This is a genomic window from Microseira wollei NIES-4236, from assembly GCF_020521235.1.
Taxonomy (GTDB): Bacteria; Cyanobacteriota; Cyanobacteriia; order Cyanobacteriales; family Aerosakkonemataceae; genus Microseira; species Microseira wollei.
The window spans coordinates 120,955-136,447 of the sequence record NZ_BLAY01000001.1; the positions used below are offsets into that span (position 1 = coordinate 120,955).

Genomic DNA, 15,493 nt, shown 5'->3' on the forward strand with positions numbered 1-15,493 from the left:
TTTTCCAACATTTTTCAATCAGCGAGTTTGAATGGCAGACAAAATTGCCAACAAAATTGAACATTTTTGAGCTAGACAAACCTTTAATTTATAAGGAAAATAGCATAAATATTAAAGCGTAAATTTAAGCAGCTTCAGAGTCGGTAAAAAAGTCATGCCGTCATTAAAAGCTACTCAAAATGGGTGGTATTCACATGAGCAATATAAGAGTTTTTATAGATGGCATTGTCTACTCGCTTCAATGGTTTGGTGGATTAGTTACATATTGGAATAATGTAATTCTTCATCTAGGTATTTCGACCGAGCGCAAATTGAGTTTAGAAATGACTGTGGCAAACAATAACTACTTTCCTAGCTCTGAACTAGGTAAATATTTAACCTTAGTTACTGAGGAATCTAGACAAGAGTACGATTTATTTCATTCCACATACTACACGTTGCCACAAAATATTGAGTTGAAACAAATTTTAACAGTTCACGATACAATTTACGAAGATTTTTCAGAATACTTCATTCATGAAGCTAATTTCCAAAAGTTCATGAAACGAAAAAAATCTTGTATCAATCTAGCCGCTCATATAGTTGCTGTTAGCAATACAACCAAGGCGAATCTCCTACAACATTATGAAATCAGCCCTGCTCAGATTACAGTAATTCATCATGGCATTTCAAGTGTTTTTCACAATGCAAGACTCCTGGCGAATGAAAAAATACAAAAAGATATAAACAAGTTTTTTATTGATAAGCCTTTTTTGCTTTTTGTTGGAGGGAGAAGGTATTATAAAAATTTTGTTTTACTGCTAAAAGCTTTTGCTATATCGAAAATAAATCAAAACTTCATTCTTGTAGTCGTTGGAAGTGAGCGGAGTTTCTTTGATGAAGAAATGGAAATAATAGACAAGTTCAAATTGCCAACCCAGATTAAATTATTAGGATTTGTAAAATTGGAAGAATTGATATCGATCTACTTATCAGCCTATGGTTTTATTTTCCCAACAATGGCTGAAGGCTTTGGCTTACCGCTACTTGAAGCAATGGCGTGTGAAATTCCAGTAGTGTGTTCTGATATACCAGTTTTGCGAGAAGTTGGTGGAGTTTCCCCAATTTATTTTAATCCTCATGATGTAAATTCTTTGGTACAAGCAATTGAAGAGTTAGTCTTTAGCAGTCCAAAGGAGCGCATTCTTAAAGGAAAACAAAGAAGCCTAGAGTTTCAATGGCAAAAATCTGTCCAAGAACTTATTAATGTTTATAGTAAAGTTTTAAATTTATAAAACTTTTTCAATCTTTTGAATTTACTTAAGTTACAAAATAGGTAAAAAATGATGATGAAGCCCTCTAAGTTAAACTTTCGTACTCACTACAAACCTACCAATGAGACATTGTTGTTTAACACGTTAACTGGCGCATTTTTTGCTCTAGACGAAGAGACGATTGCAAAAGTTGATCGCATTTTTTACACAGGTGACAGTTGCAATGAGGATCAACTAATTCAAGAATTGACTGAGCAGGGTTTCCTTGTTTCCGATGAATTTGATGAAGTTGCAGTTGTTCTAGAACGAAGCAGGCTTGGCATTAGAGATAGTAATAGGCTAGATGTCATTATTATGCCAAATATGAACTGTAACTTTGCATGTCCATATTGCTATGAAGATCATCAAAAATCAGCAATGAGTGATGAAGTTGAGGAACGTCTTGTCACTTGGCTTGAAAAAATGATACCCCGTTTCAAGGTAGTGCTAATTAGTTGGTTTGGGGGTGAACCCCTTCTTAGCTATGATACTGTTGCGAGAGTGCAAGAGAAGGCTCGCAATCTTTGTCAAGAATCGAATGTGAGTTTTTCCTCTCATATAACAACCAATGGTTATCTCCTCAGTCCTGAACGATCTCAAAAATTGACTGAATTAGGCTTGTACAGCTATCAAATAACAATGGATGGCCCTCCTAAAATCCACAATCAAATGAGGGTTTTACGCGGAGGTGGGGACTCATTTGATCGTGTAATGTCAAATATCTGTTCCTTGGCAAAAACGCATCCAGAGGTTAGTGTTAAGCTGCGAATCAATTACAACGATGCTAATATAAACACGATTCCTGACTTACTGCACCTATTTCCTGAAGATGTGAGATCAAACCTCAATATTGTTTGTGAACGTATCTTTGGTGAAGAATATGGAAAGTTTTTAGACCCAATGCCAGAGCGACAAGTAGCTACGACTGTGGAAGATATTTATGAGTATGCTCGTCGCTTAGGTTTTACCGTTACGATGAATGATTTGTCACCAGGCAAACTTACATATTGCTATGCTGACAGAGTTAATCAATTTGTCCTCAATTATAACGGTGATGTGTTTAAATGCACGGTTGGTAAATTCAAAACAGAAGATCGTTTAGGATTTTTGGGAATTGATGGCACAATTCTGTGGGAAGGTGAAAAATTGAATCAGTGGAATTCAATTGCAGCATTTGAAGATAAATGCTTGTCATGTACCTTCATGCCTATGTGCATGGGAGGGTGTCGTAAACTACGGGGAATTGAAGGAACTGTAGGTGAAGACTGCACACTCCCTTTTTCAGGACTAGATAAACGCCTACAGCATCGTTATGCTACAGAATGCGGTCAAAATATCAACATCATTGTAGGTAAGTAAAAACCTTGTCTGTAGCGAATCTAGTGTTATGTTCAACCAAATCTAAACATAGGAGTCTTTCATGAAAAAAATCCAAGCGGCAAAAAGTGAGGCGGACATCTGTCGTGTTGCTCTTCCTCAAGCAACCAAGGAGGAAGTAAAGAAAGCAACTTGTTCTTGCGTCAACCACCTATGTGGTTGTAAATAAAAGTTAGTATTCTCAGTGCAAGTGACTATCAATAATTTGTACTGAGAAGTTTTCTTTTCATGCTTTAACCATTGAGTGCAATCGCGTCTCTCCCATAGGTTGGGTTGATTGACGAAACCCAACATTCATCGGCGGTGAGGCTTTTGTGAAGAGCGATAATGCTACGCATCGCTTACGCGATCGCACCACCAAAACAAACAGCGATCGCGTTTTTCCTTTACGAATCTTGATTCCTTATGGTTAGGGAAAATAACGATAAAATTCTCTCCGATGTAAAACGCGCATCACTTCTATAACATCTCCGTTAACTTCTATCCCAATACGGTAATCGCCGATGCGAATGCGATAGCGACCAGCGTAACCTCGCATGGCTTTAATGTCAGGAATCTCCTCCAAAGTGTTGATTGCTTCTAGAGTTGTAAAAGCAAATTCGTAGATGCGTTGGAATGATGTCGAACTCTTCAATTGTTTCAGGTCTTTTAGAAAAGCCTGACGATATTGAACTTCCAAGATAATTATTCCTCAAGATAGGCTAAGGCTTGCGCTCGATCTAACAAGGGTGTATTAACAGCTTCATCCATTGCTTTGTTCAGGCAATAGTCTTCTACCGCGTCTTGAAGTTCCTCAAAGGAAGCATTTTCACTGGGTAACAGTTGTCGCCATAGGTCAATAGGAATTACCACAGCGATCGCATCTCCGTCTTTGTTCGTAAGATATTCAATATTTAGCATTGTTTTTATGTCAGACAAAAAAACGTTTATCGATTCTAGCTTATCAACAGAGTAGTCGAAGGGGCAAAGAGATCTCGAAACGTGCCGCAGACGATCGCATAAGGTAGCAAATACCATAGCATTGGCATAATCGTCATCTTCATCCACTAAGCACCAACTGATGGCGACAGAACCTTCTCCCTTACTGAAAAAAGCGCGATCGCACACCCCAAACAGTCCTTGCCTTGCGGACATCTGGTTTCAACCTGGGGAATCTGGGGAATCCGCTTTCAACCACAGCGTCTAGGTCGTCTTAGAATAAAAGAAAAGATTGTATAGATTTGTATCGCAACCTCAACCATAACAAAATCATGGCTGCTGCCGTATTAATCGAAAAACTCCAGAAACGCTACGGCAACGTCGAAGCCGTCAAAGACGTATCCTTCCAAGTAGAAGCGGGCGAGATTTTCGGCTTGCTTGGCCCCAACGGCGCTGGTAAAACTACTACCATCCGCTGTCTGTGTACCCTCGCCGCCCCAGATGCTGGCAAACTCGAAGTCTCCGGTATCTCCGTCACCGCCAATCCGAAAGCAGTCCGTCAGCGACTCGGTTACGTCGCCCAAGAAGTCGCCATCGATAAAATACTCACCGGGCGAGAACTCCTCCAACTGCAAGCCGCACTCTACCACCTTCCCGGCGCTGTCGCGAAAGATCGGATTAACGCGATGCTGAAATTGCTGGGATTGGCAGAATGGGCGGATAAAAAAACCGGCACTTATTCCGGTGGCATCCGCCGTAGGATAGATTTAGCCGCAGGATTGTTGCACAAACCCGATGTGTTGGTTTTGGACGAACCCACGGTAGGGTTAGATATCGAAAGTCGCGTCGTGATGTGGAATGTCTTGCGCCAGTTGCGGGATTCTGGTATTACCGTGTTGATGACGAGCCATTATTTAGAGGAAATCGACGCTTTGGCTGATAGAGTGGCAATTATTGATAAAGGCGTGGTTATTGCTTCTGGGACGCCTTCGGAGTTAAAAGATCGGGTGGGAGGCGATCGCATCACCCTCCGCATCCGCGAATTCACCCCCCCGGAAGAAGCCGCAAAAGCTAAAGACATGCTGCAAGCGCTACCTTTCGTCCAAGAAGTCATCCTCAACACCGCCCAAGGTAACTCGCTAAACTTAGTCGTAAAATCTCAAAGCGACGCCCTTTTAACCATTCAGCAATCTCTCCGCGATGCTGGATTACCTACTTTCGGTATTGCCCAATCTCGTCCTAGTTTAGATGATGTCTACCTGGCAGCAACGGGTAAAACGCTAATGGATGCGGAACTCGCCGCCGTGGGTACTCGCGATCCCAAGGCTGAGAAAAAGCAAAATATGAGATAGCCTACTCAATTGTGGGGTAGGCATCCTGCCTGCCCTAGATCTCTTAGACCTCTCCAGAAAATAAAGTCGAAGGTCGAGAAAATAAAGTCGAAGGCAGGCGAGACGCCCACCCCACAAGAGTTTTTGCAGAGATTTATTTTAAACCGCGAAGACGCGAAGAACGCGAAGGAAAAGAAAGATGACTACTACGAATTCTTCTCCATCTGAGATTAAGTGGCAGCCAGAGTCTGCGACTCAATCTGATGTGGCTGCACCGAGTTTTTTTGGGGAGTTGGTGCAAGAAACTTTGGCTTTAACTCGTCGCTTGTTTATTCAACTCCAGCGGCGACCTTCAACTTTAATTGCTGGGGTGATTCAACCTCTAATTTGGTTAGTTTTGTTCGGGGCGCTGTTTCAGAATGCCCCGAAAGGGATGTTTGGAAATAGTGTCGATTACGGACAATTTCTCATAGCTGGGATAATTGTTTTTACCGCTTTTAGTGGGGCGCTGAATGCTGGGTTGCCGGTGATGTTTGACCGGGAATTTGGCTTTCTCAATCGCTTGTTGGTTGCGCCTCTAGCGTCGCGGTTTTCGATTGTTTTCGCTTCGGCTATCTTTATCGTTACCCTCAGCGGCATTCAAACGGCAGCGATCGTCGCAGCGAGTGCTATGCTTGGTGTGGGATTGCCAGATCCGATTGGTTTGGGTTTGATGGCGCTGATTGTTTTGTTGCTGGTTGTAGGGGTAACTGCTTTAAGTTTGGGGTTAGCTTTTGCCCTTCCTGGTCACATTGAATTACTGGCGGTAATTTTTGTGACTAACTTGCCTTTGTTATTTGCCAGTACTGCCCTTGCTCCTCTTTCTTTTATGCCCAATTGGTTGCAAACAATTGCTACTCTCAATCCACTGAGTTACGCAATTGAGCCGATTCGTTATGTTTATCTTCATAACAGTTGGGCATTTAGCAGTGTAGTAATGCAGGCTCCTTGGGGTACTGTTTCTTTAGGCGGGGCGCTATTAATATTGTTGGTGCTGGATCTGGTGGCTTTGCTGAGCATTCAACCCCTGTTGCGTCGATCTTTTGCTTAAATTACCACAACCCTGCAAATCAGTAGGGGCACGGCGTAGATAACTTTTGATTTCTCCCCAAAAATTGTGAAATGTTCCCTACAGTTTGAAATAAATTTCAAGGGCACGGCGTAGATAACTTTTGATTTCTCCCCAAAGATTCTCAAAGGTTCCCTACACTTTGAAATAAATTTCAAGGCACGGCGTAGATAACTTTTGATTTCTCCCCAAAGATTGTAAAATGTTCCCTACTTTTGATTTCTACCCAAAGATTCTCAAATTTTCCCTACAGCTTGAAATAAATTTCAACGCTTCTTGTCCAAGATGTAAGCTTAACTATAGCCTTCTCTATTTGTGAGGAGTAAACCGCGATGTATGTAAAATTATTTACCAAGTTAGCGCTGAGCTTTTTAGCGGGAACTGCGATCGCATCAATTGTGCTGCCTCAACCAACCTGGGCACAATTCACAGATGCCCAGCCCCTGCAAGACTGGCAAAACCCAGAAAGTAACCGCGATCCGTTTTCTGGCAAAGGAGACGGCGCCGATGGGGCTTTCGACGTGTTCAATATGATACATCGGGCTAATCTCGGCCCTACGCGCAGTCTGGGTGAATTTAGTGAAGAACAGCAGGAAAGTCTCGATGCTGCTGCGGCGGAATTTCGCAAACAACAACAACAACGGCTTCAGTCTCCGAATGGGGTAGTCCCTGTGACTGGGGGAGAGGCGATCGCACCACCCCAGTCGGGTAACTGACGCCCAGATGGGAGGACGCTCTCTTAGCTGCAATCTCCCTCTTCCCCCTCAGGCAAAGAAACCCGGTTTCTCCGAAAAATCGTTGGGAAAGGAAACTCGAGATATGCCTCCCTTCCGCTGCGCGAACGACTCTTCACCTTTGTTTCTGGCAACGCCCTTGCGTAATATCGTTGACCGTTGCTAAGGAATTACGACCTGTAGGGGCAATTAGCAATTAGCAATTAGCAATTACCAATTACCAAGAAAGGCCGATCATTCCGATGCCTAAGGATTTGATATAAGTCCTGGATCGCTTAGCCGAAAATGAAGTTGCTCGGATCGTTGAACTGAGCTACACTCACCCCCAGAACGGTTAAGAACGACACACCGCTATTGTTACCGCTAAAGCCATTGCGATCGATGGTTAAGATCGTGTCTAAACCCCTCTCCTGAAAGCGGACGTGCCCTGAAGCAATGGGATTCGTTCCCCGGTAGCCAATATCGTCAAGCACGTTAGTTAGGTCAATTTTGTCGCTACCCACAACAAAATCAGTAATCGTGTCGCCTTTGTCGGCAAGGCGTCTGTAACGAAACACGTCATTGCCAAACCCACCCGTGAGGATATCCCGACCTTGAGAGCCAATGAAAGTGTCGCTACCATCGGTTCCCACCAGGGTTTCCCGACCGGGTTTTCCCTGGATAATCCTGCCCGGACGAGTGACACCGATGTTGTCGAACGCAATACCGTCGGTCGTTTCTAACGAATTCGAGAACTGCTGGAACTTAATTCGCACATCGCAACCCAAGGTCAAACCCTTTGATTGGGCGAACTCGCTGAGGTTGAAGGTGTAGGGTTGAAACTTCTTCGTGGCGTTGTTTCCAGTTAAGCTGACCAGACGGTACCAGTTAACGCCATCGACGCTGAGGGCAACCCCATCCGCATTCACCGAACCCTTGAAGGTTTCCGGCATGGGATTATCGGTATCGCTGTTTGTCTCCTTAACGACAAAGCTGAGTTCTACCCTATTCGCGCTTGTGCCATCAATGTGCAGGATGGCTTCGTTGAGGGAATTTCGCTGCTCATCTAACAAGACATCGTAGACCGCTTTAGAGATGCCATTGCCCGCACTGTCTAGCCGCAACTGGCGCGTGACAATGGCATTATTCTCCGTCGTCACCTGAATCCGTCCGGCTCCGGTAGAATTGGTTTCAAAGGCACGGGGCAAGTCGCCATCTTCAAAGTTTTCGATGAAATTGAGTTTGGCGGGGACGGGAGGGCCGAATACGGCTCGGTAAGCGTCGATCAGTCCGTATCCAGTCAGGTTGTCATAACCCGGTGCGCCGATATCTTTTGCCGTTGAGGTCAGGCGGTCATAAATTTGCTGGGGGGTGAAATTGGGGTTGGCTTGTTTCACCAAAGCGGCAATGGCAGCCGCATGAGGGGCAGACGCAGAAGTGCCGGAGAAGTTGGGGAAGCCATCGCCCTCCGGATCGCGGGTGAGGGGATCTAAATCCCCAAAGAAGCTAGTGTTGGTGCGTTGCACGGCGGCGGCTGTGGGTTTCTGGCGGATTTCTGGCGTTGCCTTGCGGGTGCCATCCGGGTTAAACAGAATCTCCACTGGACCAGCAGAGGTGAACAACGCGGGTTCTTCTTGAGCGAAATAGTCCGTGGCTGCTACCGTAAAGCTATTGACTGCAGCTGGATTCCCGAAAATGGTGGGACTGTTGGTGGCATATTCCTGCACTACCTTTTCACCGGGTGGAAGACCGGCAAGCGGCAGATATTTGATCCGTCCCGGTGCTTGGGTACCGGGGCGTAACGCGATCAGCAGATCGTACTCTGCCGTCTCCCCTGTGGAGTTAATGTTAAATAAAAAGGTAAATGGAGATTGCGACAAGGTGCTGTCATCCACAGACGCGACTAAAGATTTTGTAGCAGCGTCCAACAGAAAAACGTCTAAATCCGTATCAACTCCATTGGTTGTGAAGAAGGGGTCGTCCCATTGCAAACAAAGCAACGAGAAACCCGCAGGTAGCTTGATTCGCTGGAGAACGTCTACACCCGAACCGGGATCGAAGTCATAAAACTGGGGCTGCTGATTGTTGTAGAACAATTCGCCGAAGAATGGCAACAAAGTATCAAAATCTTGGTTGCCAGTGGTTGGGGTGGAGACAAAGTTAATCTGCTTGGAGTCGTAAGCGGTATTACCGAAATTCGTCGCTGCCGAAAAGTAAGCCACCCCCTTCTGGGTCACCACCTCATTTACCGCAGCGGCGACGACGCCATCTTGAAAAAACGGATCGTTCAACCAAACAATATCATCCACAATTATGTCTGCCCCAGCATTCGCCAGCGCGCGAATGTTATCAGCCATGAGGCTAGGACCGAACTCGCCTGTGATTCTGGATTTGTTTCCTGTGGCAAAGGCAAGGGAAGCACCCGGAGCCAGGTCGTGGATCAGTTGCATCATGGCGCGACCTTCATCAGGCTGTGCAGCATTAAAGGTAAACCCCGGGTCAATCACCTCAATGCTGGCGGGCAGTTCGCCATTGGCAATATTCTGCTGGAGTGTTGCAAAGCCTGGTATTGCAAACGCATCTACAACGTCATGGCTATCGCTGATGACGCCAATCTTTACCCCTGTGCCGTCATAGCCTTGGGGTAAGGCAGTCCGGACGCGATCGCTTTGGTGTATAAAATCTGCTTGGCTGAGGGCAGGACCGGCACTACCCATGGGACGGGGAACAGACAGCACTCCCATTAGCCCTTGTCCGACGAGGGAATCCATCTGGGACTGCAACCCTGAAATATTGGCAATCGGTAACCAGCCTTCCACAAAATGGCGGTTTTGATCTACTGTCGATACTTGCAAGCCCAAGGGTGTCAGACTGGGCAGCAAGCCGTTAGGATTATGAGCCGTGATTCTGACAGCGACTCTTTGCTGATTCTGATCGACCACCAGGAAATCGCTCAAACCTGACGCACTTTGAGCGGCGGCGGCTGTTCTCATGCCGGGATTTGGGGCGCTCGATTCCGCCAATTTCAGCAAGTTGGAATCGATCCGGTTTGAAATTAATAAACTCATGATTGGTTTGCTTAAACTTAATGAAAAAACTGGGTATCCTAAGCAACCCGGTTTCTCTAAGAAACCGGGTTTCTTGCTGGCGTTTTATTTACGCCTAATATCCTGGGAAATCACCTCGGAATTGTACTCAAATAATAGATGTAACTTTCTATTTAATGCCAGTGTTTAGACGCAGAATTTATGAAAATTACACAAACTCTTCATCGAAACTTTATTTTTAAGTTTTTATAAAAAAAACTAATAAATCAGCGAGATTGATACTTTAACAGGACTTACGCCAAGAAACCGGGTTTCTAGGAAAAATAGTTGATTTGTCAACCAGAGATTTACGAAGAAACAAACGTGATGGCCTCCGAAGAACGTAATTCCTGATATCGTCTCTGCTGGCATTGCGACCCAGAGGGATTTGATTAGGACTTAGGCAGGAGAAGCCTAGAAACCCGGTTTCTTGCTGCGATATCTCGTTTCGTTTCCCAAGGATTTTTCAGAGAAACCCGGTTTCTTTGCGTAGTGATTTGCGTAAGTTTTGTTGATATTAAAACAAAAGAAAACACGCCTTGCTTGTAGCAAACTGCGTGTTGGATGTCAGAACGTACAGTTGTATTTGTGCGCGCGCTATCTTAGCTCACTTATGCGCCCACAGCTGCCAGCACATCCTGAGCGTGGGTATCGGTTTTAACAGTGTTAAACACATGAACAATCTTGCCACTGCCGTCGATGATGAAGGTGACGCGCTTAGCATAGCCGCCGCCATCCACATCGTAGGCTTTGGTAATCGCACCGTCGGTGTCGGCTACCAGCTGAAAGGGTAAACCGTACTTTTCGGTAAATTTCTTGTGGGAGGCTTCGTCGTCCATGCTAACGCCCAGCACCACCATGTCTTTACCTTGAAATTCCGGGTAGGAATCCCGGAAGCTTTGGGCTTCTTTAGTGCAGCCTGGTGTATCGTCCTTGGGATAGAAATACAAAACAACGGTTTTACCGGCAAAGTCAGACAAGGAGACGGTGTTGCCGTCCGTGTCTTTGGCGGTAAATGCCGGTGCTGTTGTACCAACCGATAAAGCCATAGCTAATATTGTCCTGTTAGCTTTAGATTTCTTTACATTTTACCCCAGTTCTTGTTTGTCATCTGCTGGTGGCAGGAGTTGGCTACTATCTCTAGCAGCAAAAAATGCTTAATATAAGAGCAAAGAAGCCCTAAGATTTCAGGCTAAACTGGCGTAACAAATCTGATGACTGTAACCAAACCGCAAGAAGCTAAATCCCTAACTTATCCCAAAAAAACCATAGAACGCGCCAGCAGAGCGCTGCGCTGTTCTCCGTTTCAGATGCCGTTATTTGCGACCATGGGTCGGCAAAGTGTCGATATGGGGGCGATTGCATCCACAAAAGGTGCTAATCTTCAATACACCCTTAGCCCCCTATCCGAGTTGGCAGCTGAAAATGCCTTGATGTGGCTGATTCAAGTAGGTGTGCTGCGGCGAGAAGTTGATGGACAGGGAATTACAGATAGTTTTCGCCTAACGCCTCTGGGACATCAGATAATAGAACAATGGCAGGCGCAAGGGCTTGTCGTGCCGCCCCCGACTTGGCGCGATCGCATCTACAATGCCTTAAGTCGCTGGCTACGAATATTCTGAATCGGTAATCGGTAATGGCTCATTGGTAATGGGTCATTGCTCGTTCTCAATCAGCCCCTCAAGCTCGTTACAAACGAATTTCTTATGAAAGCAATTATGGTGGTGGGGACTACGTCCCACGCTGGAAAATCGCTCCTGACTACTGCCATTTGTCGCATTTTGGTGCGGCGTGGCTGGCGCGTCGCCCCGTTTAAAGGGCAAAATATGGCTCTCAATGCTTACGTCACGGCTAGCGGTGGGGAAATTGGTCACGCTCAAGCGGTGCAAGCTTGGGCATCTGGAGTCGTCCCTTCTGTGGAAATGAACCCGATTTTACTCAAGCCCCAAGGCGACATGACTTCCCTGCTAATTATCAAGGGTAAACCAGTGACCAGAGCCAGCGCCCTAGAATACTACGAACAATATTTTGACGTAGGCTGGCAGGCGATTACCGAATCGCTGCAAGCGTTGGGGGCAGAATTCGACCTGCTCGTCTGCGAGGGGGCGGGGAGTCCGGCAGAAATTAACTTAAAACACCGCGATTTGACGAATATGAGGGTGGCTCGCCATCTCAATGCCCCCACGATCTTGGTAGTGGATATTGACCGGGGCGGCGCCTTCGCTCACGTCATCGGCACTTTAGAATTGTTGGAACCCGCAGAACGCAACTTGATTAAAGGTATCGCCATCAATAAGTTTCGCGGGCATAAAAGTCTGCTCGATCCGGGTATCCGCTGGTTAGAAGAACACACCGGCATTCCAGTAATTGGCGTTATTCCCTGGATTGACCAAATCTTCCCCGCCGAAGACTCGCTGGATTTGTTTGAGCGGCGCGATCGCAATCCCTCTGGCGACGTTAACATTGCCGTGATCCGCCTACCAAGGATTTCCAACTTTACCGATTTTGACCCCTTGGAAGCAGAACCCAGCGTTAACCTGAAATACGTCAGCCCTAAACAATCTTTAGGCTATCCAGATGCGGTGATTATCCCCGGTTCCAAAACCACGATCGCCGATTTGATCGTGCTGCACCAAACAGGGATGGCAGATACCCTGAAAGACTATGTCGCGGCAGGCGGTACTGTTTTAGGCATCTGCGGTGGTTTCCAAATGCTCGGTCAATTGGTCGCCGATCCAGAGGGCATTGAAGGTCAAGAAGGACGCAGCGAAGGGCTAGGATTCTTACCCACCAAAACCGTGATGACACCCCAGCGCGTTGCACGTCAGCGCCAAGTAACTTCTAACTATCCCCAACCAGGTTTACCCGTCACCGGATATGAAATTCATCAAGGTCGAACCCGAATTACCGAACTTGATGGCACTCTACCTTTGTTCGACGATCCGACTTTAGGTGTGGTTGACTCCGGTCAATTTATTTGGGGTACCTATCTCCACGGTATTTTTGATAATGGCCCCTGGCGACGCGCCTGGTTAAATCGCCTGCGCCAACAACGCGGTCTTCATTCTTTACCCACAGGCATTTCCAATTACCGCGAACAGCGAGAAGCCATGTTAGATGCACTGGCAGATAAGGTGGAAGCTTACATCGATTTAACGCCGATTTTGCCAAATAGCTAATGGCTAATCGCTAATGGGTAATAGCGTCTTCACAGGGCAGTTTGAGTTTGACCAAAAACGGGGAAGGGGGAAGGGGGAAGGGGATTTGGGATACTTGCCCCTGTTTTTAAACATGGATTAAAGTTGAAGATGTGTTTCCTTATACTTCGTACGAGAAATACAGTGTCGCAGTTTCAAGCCCCTAGCTTTAGTTATGGGGTTCCCTTTCCCCTTTCCCCTTTCCCCTTTTCCCTGCCTCATGACCAATTACCAATTACCCATTACCAATTACCCATTACCAATTACGAACAGATTAAGTAAAAATGCCTAAAATTCGCTTTTTACCGGATGATGTCACGGTTGAGGCAGAAGTGGGAGAGCCGCTACTGGATGTAGCTTTTCGTGCTGGGGTTTGCATTCCCACTGGTTGTCTGATGGGTTCCTGTCACGCCTGCCTTGTGGAACTAGAAGATGGAACGGCTATCCGTGCTTGTATTACGGCAGTTCCATCCAGAAGGGAACAGTTGACAGTTAATCTGTTCATCGATCCGACTTGGTAATCAGTTTGAGATTGACCGCTCAAAAAAACAAAATTATGTGAAGTTCTGATACGATTTGTACTTCGGTAGGCTATATATAGATAGTCAGCAACCTGATAAATCGCGGGGGATGAAACAATAAGGAGGGTTTTTAGGTGAAGCGGTCAAGCGGAAAGAGGTAAATTGTCATCGGCGATCCGTCAAAGGCAAGCTTATTGTCACCGATGACGGATAACCAACAATCCGCGACTCGTAACTCGTGACCCCACGCCCTTAAGCCCGTGCTTGCTGCGATCCCAAGCATTCCAGAAATCCCATAACCAATCGTTTTTCCTCTGTGCTTGTTTTTAATAAAAGCAAGCACGGCAAACCCGTTATGCCTAAACAATACCTCCGGGGAAATATCGCCAGAAAAAAGATTAATCTCTATAACCAAGCCGATAATTTTTTTATTGGTCGATATCTCACTTTTGGTGGTTGAATAATACATTCATCTGCATTTAAGTCAACAGTTCCTATTACTAAAGGAGGAGAATAGTGAGAACAGAACAATCTCTAGTCCAAGAAGCATGGCAAGCGCTGGAAAACTCGATTATTTACTATCAAGGTCGTCCGGTGGGAACGGTAGCCGCCCGCGAACCGGATTTAATAGCACTGAATTACGACCAGTGTTTTATTCGCGACTTTGTTTCTTCGGCGCTGGTATTTCTAATTAAAGGAAAATCAGAGATTGTCCGGAATTTTTTAGAAGAGACGTTAAAATTACAACCCAAAGAGCGGCAATTTGATTGTTCAAAACCGGGTCGGGGTCTGATGCCAGCCAGCTTTAAAGTAGAGGTTCGACAAGGGCAAGAATGTCTAAAAGCAGATTTTGGCGAACATGCGATCGCGCGAGTCGCCCCCGTAGATTCCTGCCTTTGGTGGATGATTTTGTTGCGCGCATATGTCAAGGCAACCAACGATACCGAACTAGCCTTCCGCGAAGATTTTCAAGAAGGAATTCGGTTAATTATGGATTTGTGTCTAGTGGCGCGGTTTGATATGTACCCCACGCTGCTAGTCCCCGATGGCGCGAGTATGATTGACCGTCGCATGGGTCTATACGGACATCCTTTAGATATTCAATCGGTATTTTATGCTGCTTTGCGCGCCGGTGGGGAACTACTGATCCCAAATAAAGAAAACGAATACCTGATCCGCGCCCTCCGCAGCCGACTGAATCCTTTAATTCGTCATATTCGCGAGAATTATTGGCTAGATACTCAGCGTTTGAATGCGATCTATCGCTACAAGGTCGAGGAATATGGCGAGGAAGCACTCAATCAGTTTAATATCTATTCCGATTCGATTCCGTTTCAACGGTTGACCGAATGGTTACCCGAAGACGGCGGTTATTTAGCTGGTAATATAGGGCCATCCCAGATCGATTGCCGCTTCTTTTCTCAAGGCAATTTGATGGCGATTATTTCTTCTTTGTCGGATGAAAAGCAGTCCCACGGAATTTTGCGACTAATCGAAGCCCGCTGGCATCATCTGGTGGGAGATATGCCGATGAAGCTGTGTTTCCCAGCCTTGGAAGACATCGAATGGAAAACCCTAACCGGATGCGATCCGAAAAACAGACCTTGGTCTTATCATAACGGTGGCAGTTGGCCCGTTTTACTGTGGATGATCGCCGCCGCAACTCAAAAAATGGGCAAACCAGAACTCGCTCACAAAGCGATTAAACTCGCTGAAAAACGCTTAAGCAAAGACGAATGGCCCGAATACTACGACGGTAAAACAGCCCGATTGGTGGGGAAACAAGCGCGTCGCTATCAAACTTGGACGATTGCGGGTTATTTATTAGCTTTAGAGCTAATGGAAAACCCCGAACACTTAAAATTAGTTTGCTTCGACGAATATCCTCAAGAACTTACTGCCACATAGCATAAGTTTTGCTATTTGTCAAGCATAAGTTTAATAGACCTG

At 45.9% G+C, this 15,493-nt stretch carries 14 protein-coding genes; 9 read left to right on the plus strand and 5 right to left on the minus strand.

Annotated features, from left to right (window positions below; genetic code table 11):
- Positions 1-179 precede the first annotated feature (179 nt).
- Together MiSe_RS00550 and MiSe_RS00555 are read left to right on the plus strand one after the other, a co-directional pair.
- Positions 180-1,274, plus strand: coding sequence for a glycosyltransferase family 4 protein (locus MiSe_RS00550; protein WP_226572696.1), 1,095 nt, complete (start codon positions 180-182; stop codon positions 1,272-1,274).
- A 48-nt stretch (positions 1,275-1,322) separates the two neighbouring features.
- Positions 1,323-2,651: a radical SAM/SPASM domain-containing protein gene (locus MiSe_RS00555; protein WP_226572698.1), complete on the plus strand. Its 1,329-nt coding sequence runs from the start codon at positions 1,323-1,325 to the stop codon at positions 2,649-2,651.
- A 427-nt stretch (positions 2,652-3,078) separates the two neighbouring features.
- Here the strand turns inward: MiSe_RS00555 and MiSe_RS00560 are convergent, their stop codons facing one another.
- Complete coding sequence (locus MiSe_RS00560; RefSeq protein WP_226572705.1) at positions 3,079-3,348, minus strand: type II toxin-antitoxin system RelE family toxin; 270 nt, start codon at positions 3,346-3,348, stop codon at positions 3,079-3,081.
- Between the two features lie 5 nt (positions 3,349-3,353).
- A complete protein-coding gene (locus MiSe_RS53560; RefSeq protein WP_444980443.1) occupies positions 3,354-3,569 on the minus strand; it encodes a RelB antitoxin-like protein in 216 nt (71 codons plus the stop codon).
- 350 nt (positions 3,570-3,919) lie between these two features.
- On the opposite strand from MiSe_RS53560, the gene MiSe_RS00570 reads away from it, so the two are divergent.
- The 3 genes from MiSe_RS00570 to MiSe_RS00580 all read left to right on the plus strand — a co-directional run bounded on the left by MiSe_RS00570 (position 3,920) and on the right by MiSe_RS00580 (position 6,742).
- The gene (locus tag MiSe_RS00570; RefSeq protein WP_226572708.1) at positions 3,920-4,939 is read left to right on the plus strand and encodes an ABC transporter ATP-binding protein; all 1,020 of its coding nucleotides are present in this window, start codon (positions 3,920-3,922) and stop codon (positions 4,937-4,939) included.
- Positions 4,940-5,117: 178 nt separating this feature from the next.
- Positions 5,118-6,008, plus strand: a complete 891-nt coding sequence (locus MiSe_RS00575; protein ID WP_226572710.1) for an ABC transporter permease — start codon at positions 5,118-5,120, stop codon at positions 6,006-6,008.
- Between the two features lie 350 nt (positions 6,009-6,358).
- Positions 6,359-6,742, plus strand: a complete 384-nt coding sequence (locus tag MiSe_RS00580) for a hypothetical protein (protein ID WP_226572719.1) — start codon at positions 6,359-6,361, stop codon at positions 6,740-6,742.
- Positions 6,743-7,035: 293 nt separating this feature from the next.
- Here MiSe_RS00580 and MiSe_RS00585 read toward each other — a convergent pair whose 3' ends face one another.
- A complete protein-coding gene (locus tag MiSe_RS00585; protein WP_226572721.1) occupies positions 7,036-9,807 on the minus strand; it encodes a S8 family serine peptidase in 2,772 nt (923 codons plus the stop codon).
- A gap of 629 nt (positions 9,808-10,436) precedes the next feature.
- The gene (locus MiSe_RS00590) at positions 10,437-10,874 is read right to left on the minus strand and encodes a peroxiredoxin (protein ID WP_226572723.1); all 438 of its coding nucleotides are present in this window, start codon (positions 10,872-10,874) and stop codon (positions 10,437-10,439) included.
- Between the two features lie 165 nt (positions 10,875-11,039).
- Between MiSe_RS00590 and MiSe_RS00595 the strand changes: the two genes are divergently transcribed.
- From MiSe_RS00595 to MiSe_RS00605, 3 genes are all read left to right on the plus strand, one after another.
- Positions 11,040-11,447 carry an Npun_F0494 family protein gene (locus MiSe_RS00595; protein WP_226572724.1) on the plus strand — a complete coding sequence of 136 codons (408 nt, stop codon included), beginning with the start codon at positions 11,040-11,042 and terminating at the stop codon, positions 11,445-11,447.
- Between the two features lie 84 nt (positions 11,448-11,531).
- Positions 11,532-13,004, plus strand: coding sequence for a cobyric acid synthase CobQ (cobQ, locus tag MiSe_RS00600; RefSeq protein WP_226572726.1), 1,473 nt, complete (start codon positions 11,532-11,534; stop codon positions 13,002-13,004).
- 302 nt (positions 13,005-13,306) lie between these two features.
- On the plus strand, positions 13,307-13,543 hold the full coding sequence (locus MiSe_RS00605; protein ID WP_226572732.1) for a 2Fe-2S iron-sulfur cluster-binding protein: 237 nt from the start codon (positions 13,307-13,309) through the stop codon (positions 13,541-13,543).
- A 130-nt stretch (positions 13,544-13,673) separates the two neighbouring features.
- Here MiSe_RS00605 and MiSe_RS00610 read toward each other — a convergent pair whose 3' ends face one another.
- Positions 13,674-14,012: a hypothetical protein gene (locus tag MiSe_RS00610; protein ID WP_226572734.1), complete on the minus strand. Its 339-nt coding sequence runs from the start codon at positions 14,010-14,012 to the stop codon at positions 13,674-13,676.
- A gap of 47 nt (positions 14,013-14,059) precedes the next feature.
- Here MiSe_RS00610 and MiSe_RS00615 point away from each other — a divergent pair, with 47 nt between their 5' ends.
- Entirely contained in the window at positions 14,060-15,451 is a 1,392-nt protein-coding gene (locus MiSe_RS00615) for a glycoside hydrolase 100 family protein (RefSeq protein ID WP_226572736.1), read from the plus strand.
- The last annotated feature ends 42 nt before the right edge of the window (positions 15,452-15,493 follow it).